This is a genomic window from Microbacterium sp. Y356 (assembly GCF_059445355.1).
This window is the reverse complement of record NZ_JCAIUE010000001.1, coordinates 13,064-29,695: the sequence shown is the minus strand read 5'-3', so window position 1 is coordinate 29,695 and position 16,632 is coordinate 13,064. Positions and strand designations below refer to the sequence as shown.

The 16,632-nt window shown below is 62.0% G+C and carries 25 protein-coding genes; 16 read left to right on the top strand and 9 right to left on the bottom strand.

What is annotated here, in order from left to right:
- The first annotated feature begins 49 nt into the window (after positions 1-49).
- From AC1C2Q_RS00185 to AC1C2Q_RS00165, 5 genes are all read left to right on the top strand, one after another.
- Positions 50-532 carry a transcriptional regulator gene (locus tag AC1C2Q_RS00185; RefSeq protein ID WP_495448555.1) on the top strand — a complete coding sequence of 161 codons (483 nt, stop codon included), beginning with the start codon at positions 50-52 and terminating at the stop codon, positions 530-532.
- Positions 533-651: 119 nt separating this feature from the next.
- Complete coding sequence (locus AC1C2Q_RS00180; protein WP_495429047.1) at positions 652-918, top strand: type II toxin-antitoxin system Phd/YefM family antitoxin; 267 nt, start codon at positions 652-654, stop codon at positions 916-918.
- Entirely contained in the window at positions 915-1,340 is a 426-nt protein-coding gene (locus AC1C2Q_RS00175) for a type II toxin-antitoxin system VapC family toxin (RefSeq protein WP_495448554.1), read from the top strand. The genes AC1C2Q_RS00180 and AC1C2Q_RS00175 overlap by 4 nt, the downstream gene beginning before the upstream one ends.
- 126 nt (positions 1,341-1,466) lie before the next feature.
- Entirely contained in the window at positions 1,467-1,913 is a 447-nt protein-coding gene (locus AC1C2Q_RS00170; RefSeq protein WP_495448553.1) for an HIT domain-containing protein, read from the top strand.
- 14 nt (positions 1,914-1,927) lie between these two features.
- Entirely contained in the window at positions 1,928-2,155 is a 228-nt protein-coding gene (locus tag AC1C2Q_RS00165) for a hypothetical protein (RefSeq protein ID WP_495448552.1), read from the top strand.
- 154 nt (positions 2,156-2,309) lie between these two features.
- Here the strand turns inward: AC1C2Q_RS00165 and AC1C2Q_RS00160 are convergent, their stop codons facing one another.
- Positions 2,310-3,236, bottom strand: a complete 927-nt coding sequence (locus AC1C2Q_RS00160; RefSeq protein WP_495448551.1) for an NAD(P)/FAD-dependent oxidoreductase — start codon at positions 3,234-3,236, stop codon at positions 2,310-2,312.
- Between the two features lie 81 nt (positions 3,237-3,317).
- Between AC1C2Q_RS00160 and AC1C2Q_RS00155 the strand changes: the two genes are divergently transcribed.
- A complete protein-coding gene (locus AC1C2Q_RS00155; protein WP_495448550.1) occupies positions 3,318-3,875 on the top strand; it encodes a DUF7010 family protein in 558 nt (185 codons plus the stop codon).
- A gap of 259 nt (positions 3,876-4,134) precedes the next feature.
- Positions 4,135-4,584, top strand: a complete 450-nt coding sequence (locus tag AC1C2Q_RS00150) for a GNAT family N-acetyltransferase (protein WP_495448549.1) — start codon at positions 4,135-4,137, stop codon at positions 4,582-4,584.
- A 124-nt stretch (positions 4,585-4,708) separates the two neighbouring features.
- Here AC1C2Q_RS00150 and AC1C2Q_RS00145 read toward each other — a convergent pair whose 3' ends face one another.
- Complete coding sequence (locus AC1C2Q_RS00145) at positions 4,709-5,311, bottom strand: ribonuclease FAU-1 family protein (protein WP_495448548.1); 603 nt, start codon at positions 5,309-5,311, stop codon at positions 4,709-4,711.
- Between the two features lie 130 nt (positions 5,312-5,441).
- Here AC1C2Q_RS00145 and AC1C2Q_RS00140 point away from each other — a divergent pair, with 130 nt between their 5' ends.
- From AC1C2Q_RS00140 to AC1C2Q_RS00130, 3 genes are all read left to right on the top strand, one after another.
- The gene (locus tag AC1C2Q_RS00140; protein ID WP_495448547.1) at positions 5,442-5,990 is read left to right on the top strand and encodes an AAA family ATPase; all 549 of its coding nucleotides are present in this window, start codon (positions 5,442-5,444) and stop codon (positions 5,988-5,990) included.
- Positions 5,991-6,029: 39 nt separating this feature from the next.
- Complete coding sequence (locus AC1C2Q_RS00135; protein WP_495448546.1) at positions 6,030-6,830, top strand: class I SAM-dependent methyltransferase; 801 nt, start codon at positions 6,030-6,032, stop codon at positions 6,828-6,830.
- Positions 6,831-6,959: 129 nt separating this feature from the next.
- On the top strand, positions 6,960-8,222 hold the full coding sequence (locus AC1C2Q_RS00130; RefSeq protein WP_495448545.1) for an amidohydrolase: 1,263 nt from the start codon (positions 6,960-6,962) through the stop codon (positions 8,220-8,222).
- 67 nt (positions 8,223-8,289) lie between these two features.
- Here AC1C2Q_RS00130 and AC1C2Q_RS00125 read toward each other — a convergent pair whose 3' ends face one another.
- The 3 genes from AC1C2Q_RS00125 to AC1C2Q_RS00115 are packed head-to-tail and all read right to left on the bottom strand — an operon-like array spanning position 8,290 to position 10,006.
- Positions 8,290-8,787: a GNAT family N-acetyltransferase gene (locus AC1C2Q_RS00125; RefSeq protein ID WP_495448544.1), complete on the bottom strand. Its 498-nt coding sequence runs from the start codon at positions 8,785-8,787 to the stop codon at positions 8,290-8,292.
- A 60-nt stretch (positions 8,788-8,847) separates the two neighbouring features.
- Positions 8,848-9,264: an NUDIX domain-containing protein gene (locus AC1C2Q_RS00120; protein WP_495448543.1), complete on the bottom strand. Its 417-nt coding sequence runs from the start codon at positions 9,262-9,264 to the stop codon at positions 8,848-8,850.
- A gap of 49 nt (positions 9,265-9,313) precedes the next feature.
- Positions 9,314-10,006 (bottom strand): winged helix-turn-helix transcriptional regulator, encoded by a 693-nt coding sequence (locus AC1C2Q_RS00115; RefSeq protein ID WP_495448542.1) that lies wholly within the window; start codon positions 10,004-10,006, stop codon positions 9,314-9,316.
- 90 nt (positions 10,007-10,096) lie between these two features.
- Here AC1C2Q_RS00115 and AC1C2Q_RS00110 point away from each other — a divergent pair, with 90 nt between their 5' ends.
- Genes AC1C2Q_RS00110 through AC1C2Q_RS00085 form a run of 6 tightly spaced genes read left to right on the top strand, consistent with a single transcriptional unit; the run spans position 10,097 to position 14,121 of the window.
- Complete coding sequence (locus AC1C2Q_RS00110) at positions 10,097-10,930, top strand: class I SAM-dependent methyltransferase (protein ID WP_495448541.1); 834 nt, start codon at positions 10,097-10,099, stop codon at positions 10,928-10,930.
- Between the two features lie 52 nt (positions 10,931-10,982).
- The gene (locus tag AC1C2Q_RS00105) at positions 10,983-11,531 is read left to right on the top strand and encodes a GNAT family N-acetyltransferase (protein ID WP_495448540.1); all 549 of its coding nucleotides are present in this window, start codon (positions 10,983-10,985) and stop codon (positions 11,529-11,531) included.
- Entirely contained in the window at positions 11,528-12,073 is a 546-nt protein-coding gene (locus AC1C2Q_RS00100; RefSeq protein ID WP_495448539.1) for a GNAT family N-acetyltransferase, read from the top strand. Before AC1C2Q_RS00105 ends, AC1C2Q_RS00100 begins: the two co-directional genes overlap by 4 nt.
- 55 nt (positions 12,074-12,128) lie before the next feature.
- A complete protein-coding gene (locus AC1C2Q_RS00095) occupies positions 12,129-13,457 on the top strand; it encodes an MFS transporter (RefSeq protein ID WP_495448538.1) in 1,329 nt (442 codons plus the stop codon).
- Entirely contained in the window at positions 13,454-13,876 is a 423-nt protein-coding gene (locus tag AC1C2Q_RS00090; protein ID WP_495448537.1) for an alpha/beta fold hydrolase, read from the top strand. Before AC1C2Q_RS00095 ends, AC1C2Q_RS00090 begins: the two co-directional genes overlap by 4 nt.
- The gene (locus AC1C2Q_RS00085) at positions 13,798-14,121 is read left to right on the top strand and encodes a hypothetical protein (RefSeq protein WP_495448536.1); all 324 of its coding nucleotides are present in this window, start codon (positions 13,798-13,800) and stop codon (positions 14,119-14,121) included. The genes AC1C2Q_RS00090 and AC1C2Q_RS00085 overlap by 79 nt, the downstream gene beginning before the upstream one ends.
- A gap of 10 nt (positions 14,122-14,131) precedes the next feature.
- On the opposite strand, the gene AC1C2Q_RS00080 is transcribed toward AC1C2Q_RS00085, so the two are convergent.
- The 4 genes from AC1C2Q_RS00080 to AC1C2Q_RS00065 all read right to left on the bottom strand — a co-directional run bounded on the left by AC1C2Q_RS00080 (position 14,132) and on the right by AC1C2Q_RS00065 (position 16,613).
- Complete coding sequence (locus AC1C2Q_RS00080) at positions 14,132-14,395, bottom strand: DUF6458 family protein (RefSeq protein WP_495448535.1); 264 nt, start codon at positions 14,393-14,395, stop codon at positions 14,132-14,134.
- Positions 14,396-14,497: 102 nt separating this feature from the next.
- Positions 14,498-15,229 (bottom strand): formylglycine-generating enzyme family protein, encoded by a 732-nt coding sequence (locus AC1C2Q_RS00075; protein ID WP_495431664.1) that lies wholly within the window; start codon positions 15,227-15,229, stop codon positions 14,498-14,500.
- An 11-nt stretch (positions 15,230-15,240) separates the two neighbouring features.
- On the bottom strand, positions 15,241-15,822 hold the full coding sequence (gene yczE, locus AC1C2Q_RS00070) for a membrane protein YczE (protein WP_495431663.1): 582 nt from the start codon (positions 15,820-15,822) through the stop codon (positions 15,241-15,243).
- 44 nt (positions 15,823-15,866) lie between these two features.
- Positions 15,867-16,613, bottom strand: coding sequence for an SGNH/GDSL hydrolase family protein (locus AC1C2Q_RS00065; RefSeq protein WP_495450519.1), 747 nt, complete (start codon positions 16,611-16,613; stop codon positions 15,867-15,869).
- Positions 16,614-16,632 lie beyond the last annotated feature (19 nt).

Below are 16,632 nucleotides of genomic sequence, written 5' to 3'. Positions count from 1 at the left end.
CATCCGCAGAGCTTGCGGGACTTGATGCCGCGACATTGTGCCGTTGTTCATGGCATGGTGGCGCAAGTCGCATGGCTGGTGGGTACCTGGCTACGGGCCGAAGCGGAGGCGCTGGGTGGTAGTGCTGATGGCAGTCGTTCTCGCGGGCCTGGCCTTCGTCTCGTTCATGGCCGACGCAGTCTGGGTCAGCGTGATTGTGGGAGCGATCGCAGCGGTCCTGGTCGCTGCCTGGGCTTCGTCTGGATGCTTGTCTGGCGACGAGACTTCAAAGAGGTGCCGGCGCCGTGAGCGCCCTCGATTCAGTCATTCATGCTCCCGCGCGCCTCCAGCTGTGTGGCATCCTCGCGCAAGTCGAAGATGTGAGTTCTCGTTCGCCAAGGAGCGGATTGGCGTGTCCGATTCGGTGCTTTCCAAGCATGCGAAGGCGCTCGAGGATGCCGGGTACCTCACCGTCGCCAAGCGGTCGCTGGGTGGGCGTCAGCGTACTTGGCTCGCACTGACAGCGGACGGACGGCTTTTCGTGCGCACGTGACGGAACTGCAGCGATTGGCGGAGGCTGCTCGATAACTGAAGTTTTCCCAGGTCTTGATGCTTTTTCGCCTTATGGCTACAATTTTTAGTGTAAAGACGCCATAAGCAGGGGAGTGTGTCATGGATGTTGGTGTTCGAGAGTTGCGTGATGGCTTGAGCCGGCACCTTGCGGCTGTGCGTGAGGGGCAGGAGATCACCGTCACTGATCACGGTAAGCCGGTGGCCAAGCTCGTGCCGATCAATCAGGAAAGTCCGTTGGAGCGGTTGATCGCTGAGGGGCGGGTGACACCGCCGACCAACAGATCCGGCCGGAAAAAGCTACCAGAGCCGATCAAGTTGCGGCCCGGCGTCACGATCAGTGATCTGGTCATCGAGCAGCGTCGATGATCTTGTACCTCGATGCGTCGGCATTTGTCCCGCTCGTGTTTGAGGAACCGACGAGCGCCCGATGCCGTCATCTGTGGGCCAGCGCCCGCACATTCGTTGCAGCGCGTGCAACGTATGTCGAGGTGGCTGCAGCGATCGCATCGGCTACTCGCGCATCTCGGATCGATCAACCCGCGGCAGACCACGCCCGAGCTTTGCTCGATGAGCTGTGGGCCGATGTCAGCGTTGTGGAGTTGGACGAACTGTTAATGCTCAGCTCTGCGGCATGTGCGCGAGAGTTCCGTCTTCGCGGCTACGACGCCGTGCATTGCGCCAGCGCGCTTAGCGTTGCCGGCGTCGACACGCTGGCAACCAGCGGCGATCGCACACTATTGGGCGCGTGGCTGGAAGCTGGTCTTTCGGTGGCAAATATCGCTGAATGAGTCTCAACGGATACGCCGATAATGCACATTATGTCAGATTAGAAATCAGTAACTTCCGAGATTGGCACCCTGTTGACGACCGTCCGCCACTTCATGGACGTCTGATGGTTCGCTAGTATCGCCGGTGTGAGCGACTTACTCGACTCGTCCGCGCAGTGCGTGTTCTGCGAAATTGTCGCAGGGACGATTCCCTGCGCGAAGGTTGCGGAGGATGCGACGACTTTCGCCTTCATGGACATCGATCCCGGCTCGGACGGTCACCTGCTGGTAATCCCGAAGCGGCACAGTGCCGACCTTGTGGAGATCTCCCCCGAGGATCTGACTGCCACCACTTTGGCTGCCCAGCGCATCCAAGGCGGCGCTGTCCGAACTCGGTGCGCGAGTGGCGCGTGGAGGCAGGGAACCTTTACCGCCGATCTCTACATCATTACCAGCCCGCACCGCGTGCGGCTGTGTGTCGACGCAGACGTGGGCACGGCGACCCTGACGTGGAGTACAGCTCCCCTCACGAGCCTCGATTTACTACTAGTTTCAATTGGTTTGCAAGCTACCCCGATTCCGCACAACTTATAGAAGCGCACGATGACTTGGGCGGCCTGATCACCGCCTTGCTCGGCGTGCCCGGGATCCAGGAGGGCGAGCGCGAGCGCGATCATTCTGGCTACTGGCTGACGTCACAATTTGCAATTGAAACGTATGCACATGACCTATCAGAGCGAGAAGGTCGTAAACAACTGATTCCAACTCTGCAGGTGAACGTGGCAGAGGCTGCGTCGGCCGCATCCAAGGAGGCCCTTGCCCGCCGAACGGTCTGATTGACGCGCTGCCCTCGACGACATCCACAGCCTCGGCTGCTCCCTCCAGATATCCCCGAAATGCCCTAGAAGCAATCTGTGGCAATCTGCGTGGCCGCGCTCATCATCTTCGCTGGGCAAACACCTGTGCCTCGTTGTCATGGCGGCTCGCCAGTTAGAGGCAGGCAATGTCGTCAGCGACAAGGTCTGCATTCATGGCACCAGCGATGAGTGAGCCAAGCCCCAATGAGACCGAGACGTTGGCACGTACGTCGACCACGTTGCCGACCGCCCAGACTCGTGGGACCGACGTGCGCCCATCTGGGTCAATATCGACCCATTGTCCGAACGGGCCATCCGTCGTCGCCACACCGAGCGAACGAAGGAGAGCGTCCCGCGGCCGGGGAATCGGGGCTGTGAACACGACGCCCACGGGAATCGTGCGCCCAGCGACGTCGACCCCGACGACCCGGTCGTTCTCGATCCGCAACCCCGTGACGATACCCGACACGACCTGTATGCCCCGACGCACGAGCGCCTCCCTGTCGTCATGCGAAGGCTCGCCAACCGCGTTCGGAAAGTAGACGACACGGTCCGACCACTGCCGCAGAGTCTGAGCCTGTGCGGCACCGTCCGGCAAGTTTGCGACCACGCCGATCACATCGCCCCTGTGCTCCCAACCGTCGCAATACGGGCATACGACCACACCGCTCCCCCACTGCTGCTGCATTCCAGGAATGTTCGGCAACTCATCCACGAGACCCGTCGCGAACAGAATTCGCCGCGCTCTGATCGTCCCACCTGCAGAATCAACTTCGATCGACATGTCCCGCAGGCGTACCGCAGTGGCAGCCCCAGAGATGATTCGGACCCCGTAGCGCGTGACCTCGTTCCGTCCGAGCTCGAGAAGCCGCAACGGAGAAAGCCCATCATGGCCGAGGACGCCATGCATGTGGGCTGCTGTCGCGTTCCGGGGCTGTCCGGCATCCACCACAGTCACGCGGCGTAGCGCCCGCCCTAATGACAGGGCCGCGCTCAAACCCGCCGGTCCGCCACCGATAATCACAACATCAATGTCGTCCTTTTGATTGTTCATGGGCATGGCGGTCGCCTCAGCTTTCCATTCGTGGCTTGTCGAGCTCGAGTGATACTTCGCCTACGTGTTTAATACGACTCTGCCAGGATGAGCGACATGGAAGTGAAGCAAGCACAGAAGGATGTTCGCCGTGTCTATCGAGGCGGATTTTCGGGTTCGCTGGTCTCGGCGCTGATCTGGGCTGCAGCTTCAGCCACTTATCAGTGGGGTTCTTCAGCGGCAACGATGACCGTTTTGTTCCTTGGCGGAATGCTGATCTTCCCGCTCGGCTCGCTCGTTTTAAAAGTCTTGGGTGGCCCCGCATTTCTACCCAAAGGTCATCCGTCGGTTTTTCTCGCCATGCAGAGTGCGTTCACGGTGCCTCTGGGGCTACTCGTCGCGATTCCGCTCGGCGTTCTCGAACCGTCACTGTTCCTGCCAGCTTCACTCATCATCGTCGGCGCTCACTACCTGACCTTCATCTCGCTCTACGGGATGTGGCTGTATGGCGCATTGGCGGGTGTTCTCGTCGCTACAGGCGCGGCGGCGATCTTCGCGATCCCGGCGCTGAGACAGGTCAGCGGCTGGGTCGGCGCGGCGATACTCCTGCTCTTCGCCGTTCCTCTCTACATGACCTATCGGGTTGACGCTCAACGTCTCCGATGAATCCATCGGTAGTAGCGCAAGCCGTGCCTCAACGCGGCCACCATTGCGGAATCAGCGGCGCTGCGCGCGGTTGGTCAATCGCGCGTACATGTACATTTCGCGCTCGTATCCAGCCCGTTCGGCGGCACGCCAAGAGCCCTTGTTCCATGGCTCCACGTACAACTCCACCCGATCGAGGCGGTCGAGTTGGATTGCCCAGGAAGTCAGGGTGGTGAGGGCGTCGGCCGAGCCTGACCGACACCTTGGGTAAAATCGTTAAATGCTCATCCGCAATGCGACCCCTGATGATTCATCGGCGATCGCGACTCTGCGATTGCGATGGGCTGAGGAGCGTGGGGACGCAATCGAAGACCCCGGCACCTACGCTTCCGGACTGTCAACATGGGTCGAGGCTCATGCGAGCAGTGTCGTGGGTAAACTTGCGCAACGCGAAGACGGCGTGGTCATCGCGATGGGATGGCTGGCTGTCGTCGATCGACTTCCGACGCCGAATCAGCATGACCGCCGCTCAGGCGATATTCAAAGCGTTTATGTCCTCCCGGAGCAGCGAAGTACCGGGGTCGGGCGAGAGATCATCAACGCGCTCGTCGACGAAGGACGTATGCGGGGCCTCAGCAAGATCGTCCTACATTCCAGCGTGATGGGTGCAGAGTTCTACCGCCGAATCGGGTGGGCCAACTCAGAGCTGCTTCTCGAGCTGCCCCTGTGAAGGGCTCCAGCGGCAGCGTGGGTTTACCCACGCACGAGGGCTGAACGCGGAGCTGTCGACAAGCAGGACACGAGTACCCGCTGGGGACTGGGGCGAGCGACGCGGCCAAACTGCTCCTTGTCCTCTACACGCTGGGAAGTTTGAGCGCCGTCCAGTCGGTCGAGGGACGGAAGCCTCGCCAGTCGCCAATTCGATCGAGAAGACGTTGCGGGTCGGCAGCAATTGCTTCGCCGACCTCTCGAGCCAACTGCAGGTCTTCCGCTCGGAGGTATGGAGTGTCTACCGCTGCCGCCGCCTCATCTTCGTCTTTCCACGTGACCGTCATCGACGGAGAGATGATGAGGTCGAGATGCCAGTCGACCGCGTCGATGGATGCTTCACTGCGAGTCTTCTTTGATTCGAGGTTGACGTACCAGCCTAAGAATTCCCCGGAGTCAGGATTCCAGAAATGTAGAACCTGCCAGTATTCGTCAAATGGAATCACGCGAAGCACGCCACCGCCGCTCCATGCACGTCGCACTGTGGTGAGCAACTGTTTGAACCTCCCGCTAAGGGGAACCGTGCGAGGGTCAGCTCCCTCAGATGTCGACCAGTACGAGATCTCGGATTCAGTCGGTAGCCATCCAACGAGGAGGTCATCTTCCTGCTCAACGACATACATCGGCAACGCTGCCTGAGGTCGGCCATCCGGGTACAGATAGCGGAGCAAATCTGTTGGCGTGGACATGGGCCCGAGCCTACTTGGGAATGTCCGCAATCGGATCGGCCGCATGGGACGGTCCAGACAGCAGCCATCACGAATAGTTTTGATGCGACACGCGCCCGGTACTCTTCGTCGCAACTGCGACAATGGGGCGATGGCTCGCATCGGCAGCGCATCAACGCGTCTCGTGATCATCCGAGGGGACTCTGCCTCGGGAAAAACGACGACGGCGACCGCGCTGCGACCGACGCTCGGTTCGCGGGTCGCGCTGATTCATCAGGACTACGTGCGACGCGAGTTGCTGCACGACACCGACCGTCGTCAACGCTCGCATGACGCCAGCATCCTGATCGTCGGCGCCGCGCGGCAGGCCCTCGATCTCGGGTACGACGTCATCCTGGACGGAATCTTCAATCTGCGCGACTACGCAGAACCGTTTGAGCGTCTGCACCGCGACCACCGTGGCCTGACACGTATCTACCAGCTCGATGTCGGTCTCGAGGAGACACTTCGACGCCACGCCGACCGACCACTCGGGAGCGTTATCAGCGAGGAGAAGATCCGTGAGTGGCACGACGGGTGGCAACCACTCCCCTGGTACGACGAGCATCGAGTTGGCCCGGAAGTAACAGCCGACGATCTCGTGTCGATCATCCTGCAGGACCTCGGTCAACACCGTTCGATCTCGAAACACGGCTCGTGACGAGGACAACCGCAGTGACGGTGTCGGTACCATCCCCGTATGCCCACACGCGCTCAGAGCGACATCGACGCCCGGATCCAGACGTACTACGACGAGATCTTTGACGAGAGCGCCAGGCTCACGACGCGCTCAGCGCAAGGGCCACTTGAGTTTCAGCGCACTCAGGAGCTGATTCGCGATCACGCGCCAGCCGGTCGCGTGATCGACATCGGCGGCGGTTCGGGCGTGCACGCGAAAGCGCTCCAAGTTGACGGATACGACGTCGAGCTGATCGATCCGGTACAACGACATGTGGAGACCGCGCGAGCCGCTGGTCTCAAAGCGCATCTAGGAGATGCGCGTGACTTGCCATTCTCTAGCGGAACGTTCGACGCAGCACTTCTGCTCGGACCGCTATATCACCTGTACTCGGCCTCGGATCGCCGCCTGGCACTCACTGAAGCCTCCCGCGTGATCAAGCCGGGTGGCGTGCTGATCGCCGCGGCACTATCGCGATATGTTGCGTTCGGAAGCTTGTCGCTGACTCAGACGGCTCCTGCACGGATGCCAGATGACTGGGCTGCACTGGTGGTCGAGGGAGTTCCTAGCCCGCGGCTGAGATTCCCGGCCGGGCACTTCCATACCGCGGAAGAACTGCACGACGAGATTGATGCTGTCGGATTCAAAGTTAGCGAAGTTGTCGGAGTTGAGGGGCCAGCGGGAGCGTTCCTGGAGGTGGTCGAGGAAGCTGACGACGAACTTCGCAACGCGGCCCTGATCATTGCACGCGCCGCATCCTCAATTCCCGGCATCCGCGATCAGAGCCTGCATCTGATCGCAATCGCCCATCGTCCGATCTGACCTGACCTGACCTGACCTGACCGCCATCATGTGGGCGAATCTAGAGGACGCAGCGTGCGACCGCAAGGCCCTGTCGCATCGCCAAGGAAGATGTTTGGCTGGCCGCTCAAGACCCATTAAGGAGATCTTATGAACAGCCACATTGGAAGATCGAATGCTGATGGCATCGTGGTCGACCCGAGCCTCATCGCCTTCTACAAGGACCTTCATGCGCACCCGGAGCTGGGCTTCCAAGAACTGCGCACTTCCTCGGCCGTGGCCGAACGCTTGACGGACCTCGGATTCGAAGTAACCACGGGGGTCGGCAAGACCGGTGTGGTCGCGATACTTCGCAACGGGGACGGCCCTACGGCGCTCTTACGCGCGGACATGGATGCGCTGCCCATCACGGAAGAGACCGGCCTCCCCTACGCGAGTACTGCAACTGCAACGGATGATAACGGCAAGACCGTTGGCGTCGGACACATGTGCGGTCACGATGTGCACACGACATGCCTGGTGGGTGCGGCAGCCACGCTCGCTGGCGACCGCTCCAGCTGGTCGGGCACGTTGATGCTCGTATTCCAGCCCGCGGAGGAACTTGGCGCCGGCGCTCAGGCGATGGTCGACGACGGACTATTTGACCGATTCCCCACTCCGGACGTCATCCTCGGCCAGCATGTCGCTCCTCTCCCCGCCGGGAAAATCGCCGCGCACGCGGGCGCCGCCTATGCGGGTTCTGATTCGCTGCGGGTACAGCTGGTTGGCAAAGGCGCCCATGGCTCCATGCCGCAGAATTCGATCGACCCGATCGTCATGGCCTCGGCGACGGTCTTGCGACTGCAGACCATCGTCTCACGCGAGCTAGCGAGCACGGACCTCGCCGTGCTCACAGTGGGCTCATTCCACTCCGGTGATGCCGCGAACGTAATCCCCAATCAAGCCGAATTGCAGCTGAACATCCGCAGCTACGATCCCACGGTTCGCCAGCACATCCTCGATTCGGTGGCACGGATCGCGGATGGTGAGGCGAAAACGGCCGGCGCACCAGCCGCCCCGACGATCACGCCAATCGAACGCTTCCCCGTGGTGATCAACGACGCCACCGCGCTGGGCAGGACGCTCGATGCCTTCCGCGACTGGCTCGGCGCTGACAACATCATCGACCCAGGCGCCGGTGCCGGTAGCGAAGATGTCGGCGTCTTGGCATCCAGTTCCGGTGCACCGCTTTCGTTTTGGCTGCTTGGCGGAACAGACCCGTCGTTGTTCACGACAGGCGGCATGGACGATCCCGCAATGCTCACGATCCCCTCCAATCACTCGCCGCATTATGCTCCTGTGATCGAACCGACGCTCACCCTCGGGGTGACGGCACTCGTGGTCGCTGCGAGGAACTGGCTTCCCGCAGCGTGAAAGCTCGCTTCCCCCAAATGTGAAGGATGATGGCCAGCACGTAGGGGCGCTGGCCATCATCTTGCATTCACGCGGTTAGGTCGAAGACCCATTCGTTCATCATGAGCTCAGCTCCGCGGAACATCCCGGCTGTCTGACCCGCTAGTGTGAATCCCGCCTTCCGACAGACTGCGTTCGACGGCACGTTCCCCTCATCGGGGAATGCCGTCAGCATCCGCCGACCTTCTGGGTGCGCTCGGGCATCGTCGAGCAGGAGGCCGAGCGCGGCGGATGCCACTCCCCTCCCCTGTGCCTCCGGAACAACGAACCAGCCTGCTTCAAAGGCATCTTGATCGCGCCAGGTCATCTTCCAATAGCAGATGACGCCCATGAACTCCGTGCCGTCGACAATCACGAACGCACGCCCCTCACCTGTCTCCCAGACACGCAGATAGCGCTCGTGACGTGAGACCAATTGCGCTTCTGTCTCAGGGCCGCCAAGATGCAACGTCATCGCTGGAGTATTGCCTCGGCGGAGCAAATCAGCGTCGTGATCTGCCCACCGGCGGAGCTGGATGTCACTCATCTGCCGAGCATGACATGAGGGACCGACATGAGGTGATCAAGTTGCTGCGACCACCACGGATCATCGCCGAGTGTGGAGGCCGAGCACTGAACTCAGCGCTTCGCGCGCGGCCGCCGGAACAAGCTTTCCCCCGAGCAGTTCATCGACAGCCATCCACTTTGGCTCATACAGGTTGTCCTCGGTCTGCCTGTTAAATTCCGGTCCGCCCAGATTCAGAGCGCCCGCGGCATCCACGTCGTAGTACGCATCGTCGGCCGAAACAGTAAGTTGCCGGCGGATCGTGCCGATCAGCCCGGTCTCCTCGGCGAGTTCGCGAATGCAGGCATCCTCCGCAGATTCGCCGGGTTCTACGCCGCCGCCGGGAAGCACCCAATACTCCTGACCTGCACGCAACCGTCGGATCACCAGAGCTGTCTCGCCTGCCAACACCACCGCCACAGCACGAACCCGCGGCGCGACCGTCGGATTGTCAGGCATCCGGACAGTCTAGGACGCGACGCGACGCGACGCGGTGAGTACTGCTCACTCACCCGGGTCCCGCGGCCAACACACGCGGTACACCCGCGTATGCCGGTCGGGTGAACCATGAGGGCAACGCCTGTTGGAGATGGCTCGGCCCGATCGTCGTGGCATCACCGGTCAGCAGAAGCGTCGTCCATTCGATGTCACCACGCCAGAATCGCGTCAGCTCACGCAACGAACATCGCACTTCGACGCTCACGTCATAGCCTGGGTCCGCATCGCAGACATCGGCATCGCCGTCTTGGATGACGAGCCACCACCGCCGTTGCGCCGGGTGTGCGTCGGGAAACTGCAACGCAATGACGGTGCGCGCAGCGGGCACGGTCATATGGTCGATGTTGCGGTGCATGTCCCAGAGCAGCAGTTTCGGGTCGAGATCGGCGTCGCCGAGTTCACCGATCCACCGGATGCCCCACATGGAGAGCTGTTCGACGACGGGTCGCAGCTCAAACCCTGCTTGCGTCAGCACATAGCGAACGTCGACTCCCTGGCGGACCCTATCGATGAGGCCGGCCCGCTGCAACTGATCCAGCCGGTGTGAAAGCAGCGTCGGCGACATCCGCGGGAGCCCGCGACGCAGATCGTTGAAGTGCTCCGTGCCGAGCAGGAGCTCGCGCAACAGGAGCATCGTCCAGCGCTCGTCCAACAGCTCCATCGCCTTGGCGACGGGGCAAAACTGGTAGTACGGGGCTCCCACGAAACAAACGATAGACCTGGTACAGATCCGATACTAGAGCTGTTTCAATGCCGCTCGTAGCGTGAGGAGAGTCACAACAAGGAGGACATCATGGACACCACAACGAGAAACCCCCAGGCCGAAGCAGATCGTGCCCTGAAAGCGAAGCACAGGGCGGTCTGGGCCCTCGGAGACTATGCCGCCGTGGCCAGAGAAGTGATACCAGAGCTCGGGCGCGTGCTCGTGGCCGCGGCGCAGATCGAGTCCAGAGACCGGGTGCTCGACGTTGCCGCCGGAACGGGCAACGCTGCCATCCAGGCCGCGCGCACGGGGGCATCCGTCGTGGCCAGCGACCTGACACCTGAACTACTCGAGATCGCTCGTCGCGACGCTGCGGCGAAGGGCGTCGATCTCACGTTCGACGAGGCGGATGCCGAAGCGCTCCCCTATGCCGACGACTCTTTCGACGTCGTGCTCTCCTGCGTGGGTGTCATGTTCGCTCCGCACCATGATCTGGCGGCAAACGAGCTGACACGCGTGCTTCGACCGTCTGGACGGTTGGCTCTGATCAACTGGACGCCTGAGGGCTTCGTTGGTCAGCTGTTCGCGACTATGAGACCGTTCATGCCCGCTCCTCCTGCAGGAGTTCAGCCGCCTCCTCTCTGGGGCGACGAAGGACACGTACGGGATCTGTTGAAAGACACAGTGACAGACCTCGCGCTGGAGCGACGGCAGCTGGAAGTCGATCGATTCGCCACGGCAGAGGAATTTCGTGACTTCTTCCGTGACTTCTATGGTCCGTCCGCCGCAGCCTACCGGTCAGTCGCAGAAGACTCGGCGCGGCTGGCAACGCTTGATACCGCACTCGTCGCACTCGCAGAGCGCCATCTCAACGACGGAGTGATGAACTGGGAGTACCTGCTCGTGACCGCGCGCGCAGCCTGAGCGGAGCGACAGTCAGCTTTCCGGAACAGCATCATTGCGCGAGGATGTGTCGGTGCCCTCTTTTCGCAACCCTGATCTCGTGGTGAAACCCGGCGTGGGTCTGACTTCCCTCATCTCATCGGACGCGGATGCACTGGTCGAGTGCTTCCGCGACCCGGAGGTCAGGCGGTGGCTGCCACTCCCCGATCCCTACACGAAGGAGATCGCGGAGGCCTGGTGCACCCACACATCGGAGGAGTTGCGCGCATCCGGTCGCGGGCTTGTGGTCGCTATTCGCAGCAATAACGACCTGCTCGGAAGCCTTGACGCAAAACGGGTCGATTGGCGCGCACAGACGCTGGAGCTCAGCTATTGTACGGCGCCAGCGCATCGAGGTCAAGGGGTCATGACCGCCGCCGTTCGGACCCTTGCGACGTGGTTGCTCAGCGCTTTGGAGTTTCAGCGCATCGAGGTGCGGATCTCCCCCGACAACGTTGCTTCGCAGCGGGTCGCGGAACGCGCAGGCTTCACCCGCGAAGGAACGGCGCGCAACGCCGGCTTCACAGACGCGGGCCGCACCGACCTCGTGATCCATTCGCTGGTTCGCCAGGACCTCGCATGACGGGCCAACGCATCGCTGGATGGGACGGGAGCAACGCGCAACTCGAGTCTGCTGCGCAGCTTTACGCGCGGACGTTCACAGAGCCTCCATACAATGACGACGTCGAAGCGAGCCGAACCAGCTTCATCGAACGCGTGCACCGTTACGGCGCGACTAAGCCGCATTTCCGCCTCATCCTTGCCTGGGAGGGCGTCGAGCTCACTGGCCTTGTAATGGGTACGGGAATTGCCGCTGGCGATTGGTGGCGCGACCACATCGTCGAACTCCTCACTCCCGACGAGCGGGTCACGTGGCTGCGAGACGAGTGCTTCGCGGTCGTCGAACTTGCCGTGTCTCCCGCCCAGCGACGCAGTGGACTGGCACGCACGCTCATGGACGCTGTGCTGAAAAATCTGCCCTACGACACCGCAGTGCTCGGATGCGACTCGGCAGCTCTTCCCGCGCGGAAGTTCTATGCAGCTCAGGGATGGGCGGAGATCGTCACCGACGCGCACATAAACAATTCCCCCACATTCTGCGTCCTCGGGCGACGCCTGCGCTGACCGGCTCCCGCCCGGGGCGACGGAGAGGGGCACCGGCCAGGAGTAGCGTAGAGACGTGACTTCCGTTTCCCACTCTCCCCTCTCTACACCGGGATGGCGGGCATGGTTGATCTGGTCAGTCGGCGTCGCCGCATACGTACTCGCAATCACCAACCGCACCTCGCTCGGCGCCGTCGGTGTGGATGCTGCGGAGCGCTTCCAAGCAGACGCTTCAACGCTGTCGTTGTTTGCCGTCGTCCAACTCGCCGTCTACGGCGGAATGCAGATCCCGATCGGCGTTTTCCTGGACAAGTACGGTGCGCGGCCGATCATCACGATCGGTATGGTTCTGATGGCTGCAGGACAGCTCGTCATGGCGATCTCCCCCAGTATTGGCGTCGCAATCCTCGCCCGTATTCTTCTCGGCGCAGGTGATGCTGCTGTCTTCCCCGCGGTGTTGCGTCTCGTGGCGACCTGGTTTCCCGCCCAACGAGGCCCCGTGATGGTGCAGTTCACGGGAATCATCGGGCAGACGGGTCAGCTAATCGCACTGATTCCGCTCGCCGCGCTATTGCACGCGACAAGCTGGACGATCACATTCGGCAGCATCGCAGGGCTCGGGATCCTTTTCGCGGTTCTCGTCTTCCTGATCATCCGAAACCATCCGCCTGAGCGCACCGCGGATGTGTCAGTGAATACAGACACCGGTGTGATTCGTGTCGTCACATCTGCGATCGATACCGGCGTCGGCATTCGCGCGGCCTGGGCCCATCCAGGCACCCGGCTGGCGTTCTGGTCGCACTTCACCACCCCGTTCGCGGGAACTGCGTTCGTGCTGCTCTGGGGCATACCGTTCCTTACCGCCGGCCAGGGGCTGTCAACCGCGCATGCTGCGACACTCGTCTCTGTATATGTCGTTGCGGGCATGATTCTTGGGCCGATCATCGGAACGTTGTCGCAACGCAACCCGAATCAGCGCACGGTTGCGCTCGTACTCCCCGCAATCGCCATCCAGTTCATCGCCTGGCTAATCATCCTTGCGCTCCCCGGCCCCGCGCCGACATGGCTTCTCTATATGCTTGCAATCGCCCTCGCGACGGGAGGCCCGGCTTCGATGATCGCGTTCGACCATGCACGCACCCACAACCCATCGCACCGGCTGAGCACAGCGACCGGCGTAACGAATGCCGGCGGGTTCATCGCAGCCCTCATCGCGATCTTCCTCATCGGCCTCATGCTCGATCTTCAGGGAGCCGGTACGCCGGATACCTACTCGATGGACGCATTCCGGGTCGCCTTCTCGATGCAGGTGCCGCTGTGGTTGATCGGCACCACATTCATCATCATTGAACGAAAGCGCACCCGCATCCGCATCGGCCTTGACCCCGAGCGGCGAAAGCGATGAGTGACATCGTCCTGGTGCACGGTCTCTGGCATCAGGGTGAACACATGGCGATGCTCGCCGAGGTGCTTCGCTCGCGCGGGCATGACGTGCGAGCCCCTGATCTGCACCGTGGTTCCCTGGCCGCCGACACTGCCCACGTGCAACACATCGTCGATGAATGCGCCACGTCACCACTCGTTCTCGGGCACAGCTACGGCGGATCCGTCATCACCGGACTCACCGGCATCAGTGCGCTGATCTACCTTGCCGCGTACGTTCCCGACGAAGGCGAAAGCTGCGCATCGATCGGCGGAGCGCTGATCAATGACACGATGCAGCGGCATCCAGAGGTGGCACATTCATGTCGCCTGAAGCCGCGCGAGACGCCCTCTACTCTCACAGCGATGCGGATACCGCCGCGTGGGCTGGCGAGCTTCTAGTCCGCCAGGCCTCCGGCCACGGTCGCGGCATTCCACAGAGATTCGCCTGGCGACGTACTCCCAGCATGTATGTCGTTTGCGGCATGGATCGGGCAGTTGATCCCGCGATTCAGCGCGAGATGGCACGTCGCTGTACTCGAAGCCTTGAGATCGCGACTGATCACTCGCCGTATATCTCTGGCCCCGCGCTGATCGCGGATATCGTCGAAGACGCGTTGAACGAACTCAGACGCTCGATGCTCTGACCCCGCGCGCTCAGAGCCCTGCGGTGTCGTCCGTCGAAGATGTCGTTCCCCGCGTCGTCTGCTGCCCTGAGTTCGGATCGATCGACGTGTGTGTGACGGTATTCGTCTTCCGACGGCGCGCCAGCAAGATCAGACCGATCACGAAGACGAGTGCCCCTGCCCCCATGAGAATATAGCCGACGAGATCAAGATTCACCCAGTCGACTTCCACATTCACTGCGAAGGCGAGGATGGCGCCGAGGACAAACAGGACTATTCCGGTACCAATACTCATAGCAATCCCTCCCGGTGCCGATCATCGACACCTTCCAGCGGGCGTTGCCCGATGATCATCCGAGCATGACAGGACGAAAGAATCTGGACAACGGGTTGACATTCAGCGTCCGCGAGGTGTCCACCCTGACGGCAGCGCCCCTTCCACGGTTGCTCGTTCAAAGTCCGTTGCAGCCGACCAGCCCTGTGCGGCATCCACTGCATCGAACCCACCACGGGCGAGCCGTAGCCCCACATCCTCGTGGTGCATGCGTGGCGCTCCCCCGCGTCTGACCGATGCGCGCACATTCCACGCGTCATCCGCGTATCCGCCGCCACGGAACACGCGATACTCGTCATATCGCGCAGGATCCAGCAGATCCCAGCACCACTCCCAGACATTGCCGAGGGTGTCGAACATGCCGTTCAGGTTCGGAAGTTTGCCGCCCACATTCTGCGGTGTGCGCACGCCGTCTGCCGCAGTCCAGGCGATATCGGTGAGCAGGCCATAGTGTGGCGTGGTCGAACCAGCGCGGCAGGCGTACTCCCACTCAGCTTCGGTGGGAAGGCGGTAGCCGTCGCTGTCGACGTGCCAGGTGACGACTTCACCGTCGAATGTGTAGGCGGGGTCCAGACCCTCCCATTCGGATGCCGCGTTGCAGAACCGCACTGCACGTAGCCAGCTCAGGTCAATCGCCGGACGGCGAGGATGCCGAGAGGCGATGCCCAAGACCTCGGCCATCTGCTCTTCTGTGACGGCGAACGAACCGATCTCGAAGGACTCCAGCGTCACCGTCCGCTGCGTCTTCCGCCGTGCATCGTGCAGCGTGACGGAACCAGCAGGGATGCGGGACATCTCGAAATCGTTCACGCTGAGACATCCTCCTGCGGACGCTCCTCGATCCGCACGGCGAAGATCCGCATGAAGTACTGGCACAGCGGCCCAACGAGCAGCGCGAACGCGAGCGTACCGATGCCCACGTTTCCGCCAAGCGCCCAGCCGATGACCACGACGATGATCTCGAGGCCGGTCCGAACCATCCAGATGGGCCAGCCCGTGCGGGCGTGTAGTCCGGTCATCAGCCCGTCACGAGGACCAGGACCGAAGTGCGCGCCGATGTAAAGTCCGGTTGCGACAGCGAGTACCAGCAGCCCGATCACGAAGAACCCGACGCGCAACCACAGCGGCTGTCCTACTGGAATCAGGAAGAGACCGATGTCTGCGGAGGGCCCCACGAGTAGCGCGTTCAGCAACGTACCGACCCCGAATCTCTGGCGTAGAGGTAGCCAGAGCAAGAGCACGACGATGCTGATCAGGATGGTGATGACACCGAAACTCAGCGGCACGTGGCGAGCGATGCCCTGCGACAGCACATCCCACGGAGCAGCCCCGATCTCGCCGCGCACCATGAACGCGATACCCATGCCGTAGAGAAACAGCCCAACCATCAGCTGCACGGAACGCCGTGGAATGCGGCGCCCCCTCAGGCGGCTCACTGAGGCACTCGCTCTGTCCAGATCGGATACTTGGCCGTGAGGCCGTCACCGGATGAAGTGCGAGTCAGGCGACGCTTGACCCATGGCCCGACGTGCTGGCGATAATAAGCCATTCCCGACGGTCCGCCGATCGCGGTGTGTTGAGGAGCCCACCATTCCGATGGCGGCTCATAGCCCAGACCGTGCAGCACGCGAGCGGCGACCCGGTGGTGTCCGGCGGTGTTCATGTGCAGCCGGTCCTCTGACCAGTACTCCCGCGACGACAACTCGCGGTCGGGCCAATTGAGCGCGCGAATGACATCGGGACGATTCACGACTCGCAGCAACACCGCAGCCGACAGTTCGTCGCCCCGGCGCTGAATGAGCGATCCCATCGGCAGCTGCCCGGCCGGATTCGCACCCGACAGCATGATGAGTGTGACGCCCTGCTCATCGCACCGTCTCAGCACACGCGAAAACGTATCCGCAATGTGCTCCATATCGGTCCGCGGGCGCAGCATGTCGTTGCCACCCCCGTTGAACGAAAGGTGCGTCGGATTCAGGGCGAGCGCGGGCTCGAGCTGTTCCTGAATGATGGGCCATGCCAACTTTCCGCGAATCGCGAAGTTCGCGTACTGGATCGGATGCCCGGCAGCATTCGCCCATCCCTGTGCAGCAATGTCGGCCCACCCACGCACTCGACCGTCGGGCAACTCATCGCCGACGCCCTCAGTGAACGAGTCTCCGATCGCCACGAATCTCACACCTGTCACTGCCCCAGCC

Coding starts and splice junctions, on each gene's coding strand:
- AC1C2Q_RS00150 (WP_495448549.1), top strand. CDS start 4,135: ATGCTCATCCGCAATGCGACCCCTGATGATTCATCGGCGATCGCGACT.
- AC1C2Q_RS00110 (WP_495448541.1), top strand. CDS start 10,097: ATGGACACCACAACGAGAAACCCCCAGGCCGAAGCAGATCGTGCCCTG.
- AC1C2Q_RS00135 (WP_495448546.1), top strand. CDS start 6,030: ATGCCCACACGCGCTCAGAGCGACATCGACGCCCGGATCCAGACGTAC.
- AC1C2Q_RS00125 (WP_495448544.1), bottom strand. CDS start 8,787: ATGAGTGACATCCAGCTCCGCCGGTGGGCAGATCACGACGCTGATTTG.
- AC1C2Q_RS00160 (WP_495448551.1), bottom strand. CDS start 3,236: ATGCCCATGAACAATCAAAAGGACGACATTGATGTTGTGATTATCGGT.
- AC1C2Q_RS00140 (WP_495448547.1), top strand. CDS start 5,442: ATGGCTCGCATCGGCAGCGCATCAACGCGTCTCGTGATCATCCGAGGG.
- AC1C2Q_RS00145 (WP_495448548.1), bottom strand. CDS start 5,311: ATGTCCACGCCAACAGATTTGCTCCGCTATCTGTACCCGGATGGCCGA.
- AC1C2Q_RS00120 (WP_495448543.1), bottom strand. CDS start 9,264: ATGCCTGACAATCCGACGGTCGCGCCGCGGGTTCGTGCTGTGGCGGTG.
- AC1C2Q_RS00155 (WP_495448550.1), top strand. CDS start 3,318: ATGAGCGACATGGAAGTGAAGCAAGCACAGAAGGATGTTCGCCGTGTC.
- AC1C2Q_RS00085 (WP_495448536.1), top strand. CDS start 13,798: ATGTCGCCTGAAGCCGCGCGAGACGCCCTCTACTCTCACAGCGATGCG.
- AC1C2Q_RS00100 (WP_495448539.1), top strand. CDS start 11,528: ATGACGGGCCAACGCATCGCTGGATGGGACGGGAGCAACGCGCAACTC.
- AC1C2Q_RS00130 (WP_495448545.1), top strand. CDS start 6,960: ATGAACAGCCACATTGGAAGATCGAATGCTGATGGCATCGTGGTCGAC.
- AC1C2Q_RS00090 (WP_495448537.1), top strand. CDS start 13,454: ATGAGTGACATCGTCCTGGTGCACGGTCTCTGGCATCAGGGTGAACAC.
- yczE (WP_495431663.1), bottom strand. CDS start 15,822: ATGGTTGGGCTGTTTCTCTACGGCATGGGTATCGCGTTCATGGTGCGC.
- AC1C2Q_RS00080 (WP_495448535.1), bottom strand. CDS start 14,395: ATGAGTATTGGTACCGGAATAGTCCTGTTTGTCCTCGGCGCCATCCTC.
- AC1C2Q_RS00075 (WP_495431664.1), bottom strand. CDS start 15,229: ATGTCCCGCATCCCTGCTGGTTCCGTCACGCTGCACGATGCACGGCGG.
- AC1C2Q_RS00175 (WP_495448554.1), top strand. CDS start 915: ATGATCTTGTACCTCGATGCGTCGGCATTTGTCCCGCTCGTGTTTGAG.
- AC1C2Q_RS00180 (WP_495429047.1), top strand. CDS start 652: ATGGATGTTGGTGTTCGAGAGTTGCGTGATGGCTTGAGCCGGCACCTT.
- AC1C2Q_RS00185 (WP_495448555.1), top strand. CDS start 50: ATGGCATGGTGGCGCAAGTCGCATGGCTGGTGGGTACCTGGCTACGGG.